Source organism: Streptomyces sp. NPDC127084, from assembly GCF_042724175.1.
In the GTDB taxonomy this organism is placed as follows: Bacteria; Actinomycetota; Actinomycetes; order Streptomycetales; family Streptomycetaceae; genus Streptomyces.
The window spans coordinates 4,020-7,381 of sequence record NZ_JBHXFA010000240.1; the positions used below are offsets into that span (position 1 = coordinate 4,020).

The following is a 3,362-nucleotide window of genomic DNA, read 5'->3' on the forward strand; positions in this document are numbered from 1 at the left end:
ACGCACGTCGCGGAGAGCGAGCGCGCTACCGCCCACTCCCCGCACCCGCCCCCTCACCCCCCCCCCCCCGGCTCTGTTCCGGGGCCTTTTCGGGCCCTTTCGAGCCGGCTTCGAATCCTTCTACGGCCCCCGGAAGCTACTCATGCGTTCCTCACAGGTGCTTGATGACAGCTGTGACTGTCGACGCCCTTCGGCCCATGACAGTTTTATTGCAGTCCACCGGGCCGAAGGAGCGAGATGAACAAGGGGTACGCGGTCTTCTGCGACGCCGACCGGCGTTTCTATGATGCCCCGCACCGGCTCACCGCCATCGCAGCGAACGGCGCGAGCAGTGCAGGCGGCGCGGCGGACTGCGACCGCTCCGGCCGGACCGGCGGAACCGAGCAGACCGGCGGAATCGGTGGAATCGGCCGACCGTACGAGGCGGCGCGGCGCGCGGCGCCTGCGGGCTGGCAGCGGCACCAGTCCGGTGACTGGCTTGCCTTCCGGCCCCTGGCCACCCAACTCCCCGCGCAGGGCTGGAAGATCCATGTCTCCGCCTGCCTCGACAACGCCGAGAAGGTGCTCGCCCAGGTCTGGGACTACTGCGTCCCCAGGGACATCGCCTTCAAGTTCATGCCGAGCCGCTACCTGCTGCACACCCGCAACGCCAAGTACGCCGACCGTGCCGGCAGCGGCAAGTTCATCACTGTGTACCCCGTGGACGACGCGCAGTGCCGCACCATCGCCGAGGACCTCGACGCACTGCTCGCCGGTGAACCCGGACCGTACATCCTCAGTGATCTGCGCTGGGGCAGCGGGCCCGTGTACCTGCGGTACGGCAGCTTCACCGAACGGCACTGCCGCGACGAGCAGGGTGAACTGCGCCCCGCGGTCGAGGACGCCGAAGGCCGGCTCGTACCGGACCGCAGAGAGCCCGCGTTCCACCTGCCGCCTTGGGTGCCCCTCCCCGAGTTCCTCCGGCCGCATCTCGCCGCACGCTCCGCGACCAGCACGACCGCTATCCCGTACACCATCGAGCGGGCGCTGCACTTCTCCAACGGCGGGGGCGTCTACGCCGCGCGGGACCAGCGCACCGGACGCAGAGTCGTCCTCAAGGAAGCACGGCCTCATGCCGGACTGGCCGCCGACGGAGCCGACGCCGTGACCCGGCTTGAGCGCGAGAGACACGCGCTGGAGCAGCTCGCGGGGCTGGACTGCACGCCCGAGGTGCTCGACTGGTTCACGCTGGGCGACCACAGCTTCCTGGTACTGGAGTTCATCGAGGGGCGCCCGCTCAACAGCTTCTTCGCCCGGCGGCACCCGCTGATCGAACAGGATCCGTCCGCCGAGGCACTCGCCGACTACACGGCCTGGGCGCTCCGTGTCCACGGCCTGGTGACGGAAGCCATCGATGCGGTGCACGCCCGGGGCGTGGCCTTCAACGATCTGCATCTGTTCAACATCATGGTCTCCGACGACGAATCGTCCGTGGTCCTGCTGGACTTCGAGGCGGCGGCCGGTATCGCGGAGGCACGCAGACAGGTCATCGCCAACCCGGGCTTCGTGGCGCCGGCCGACCGCCGGGGCGCCGATGTCGACCGCTATGCGCTCGCCTGTCTGAGGATCGCCCTGTTCCTGCCGCTGACCAGCCTGCTGGCGGTGGACCGGGGCAAGGCGGCGCACCTGGCGGACGTCGTGGCCGAGCACTTCCCGGTGGACCGGGGCTTCCTCGAGGAGGCGGTCGCGGAGATCACCCGAGGGCGTCCGGTCCCGGACACCCGGGCTCCGGCCACCCATGCCCCGTCACCTCCCCGCTATCTGCCCGTCGAGCCGGGCGACTGGCCGTACAGCCGTGACTCGATGGCCGCGGCCATCCGCGCCTCCGCCACCTTCGAACGCCACGACCGCTGCTTCCCGGGAGACATAGCCCAGTTCGCGTCCCCTGCGGGCGGCGCCTGCTTCGCCCACGGGGCGGCGGGAGTGCTCTACGCCCTCGCGGAGACCGGTTGCGGCCCATGGCCCGAGGCCGAGGAGTGGCTGCTGCGTGCGATACGCAAACCGGCCCCCGGCACCCCGCTCGGCTTCTACGACGGACTCGCCGGCATCGCCTGGACCCTGGACCGACTGGGGCACACCGCGACGGCGCTGGAACTCGTGGATGTCATCAGGGCCCAGGACTGGACCGGTATGGCACCCGATCTGCACAGCGGACTCGCCGGAGTCGGGCTCGCGCTGGACGCCCTGGGAGCGTCCACCGGCGACAGCTCGCTGCTCGACGCCGCGCTGCGCTGCGGCCGTCTCGTGGCGGAGAGCACGGCCACGGGCAAGGCGGCCCAGCGCGCCGGGCTGCTGTACGGGGGGAGTGGCGCCGCCCTGCTCCAGCTGCGGCTGTACGAACGCACCGGCGACCCCGCCCTGCTCGCCGTCGCCGCCGATGCGCTGAACCGCGACCTCGACCGCTGTGTCCGGGGTGCCGGCGGGGCGTTGCAGGTGGACGAGGGCTGGCGCACCATGCCGTATCTCGGCGCGGGCAGCGTGGGCATCGGGATGGTGCTGGACGACTGGCTCGCCCATGGCGACGACGAGCGCTTCACCCGGGCACGGCAGGAGATCGTGCAGGCCGCGCAGGCGAAGTTCTACGCCCAGCCGGGCTTGTTCCGCGGCGCGGCCGGGATGGTGCTGCACCTGAGCCGTACGGCAGCGACCGGCAAGGGTCCCGGTACTGGCACCGCCACCGGTGCTCGTACCGACACCATCACGGGCGTCTCACCCGACGACATCGCCCGGCAGATCGGTGTGCTGGCCTGGCACGCGGTCCCCTTCGAGGGCCATCTCGCCTTCCCCGGCGAGCAGATGATGCGGCTGTCCATGGACCTCGCCACCGGCACGGCTGGATGCCTGCTGGCGCTGGGTGCGGCGCTCCACGACGCACCGGTCCGGCTGCCCTTCCTGCCGCCGCCCCCCACCGGCCGCTGGCGCGGCCCCCAAGACGGCTCCTGAGCGCGTGCGCACAGGGGTCATGGCAACACCAACCGTCCCCGTATGACGAACGAAAGGCAGACGATCATGTCTCTTCTCGACCTTCAGACGATGGAGACCGCCAAGGACGAGCACGCCGAGGAGTTCGGGGGTGGCGGCGGCGGCAGCCGCGCGAGCCTGCTGCTCTGCGGTGACAGCAGCCTGAGCATCACCACCTGCAACTGATAGCGGCCGATCCATCTCGACCGTAACCACGGCATCGTGCGGAGTCGGCTCCGCACCATTCCCAACCCCGGGCCCGGGGGGGGGGCACACCCCCCCCCCCGCCCCCCCGACCACCCCCCCCCCCCCCACACGCGCCTTCCGGGCTGACACACACAAACACACACGACACACCACCA

At 71.0% G+C, this 3,362-nt stretch carries 2 protein-coding genes; both read left to right on the forward strand.

Going from position 1 to position 3,362, the window contains the following annotated elements:
* Positions 1–237 precede the first annotated feature (237 nt).
* Positions 238–2,982 (forward strand): class III lanthionine synthetase LanKC, encoded by a 2,745-nt coding sequence (gene lanKC, locus ACFWI9_RS31950; protein ID WP_387168095.1) that lies wholly within the window; start codon positions 238–240, stop codon positions 2,980–2,982.
* 66 nt (positions 2,983–3,048) lie between these two features.
* Positions 3,049–3,186: a SapB/AmfS family lanthipeptide gene (locus ACFWI9_RS31955; protein WP_387168098.1), complete on the forward strand. Its 138-nt coding sequence runs from the start codon at positions 3,049–3,051 to the stop codon at positions 3,184–3,186.
* The last annotated feature ends 176 nt before the right edge of the window (positions 3,187–3,362 follow it).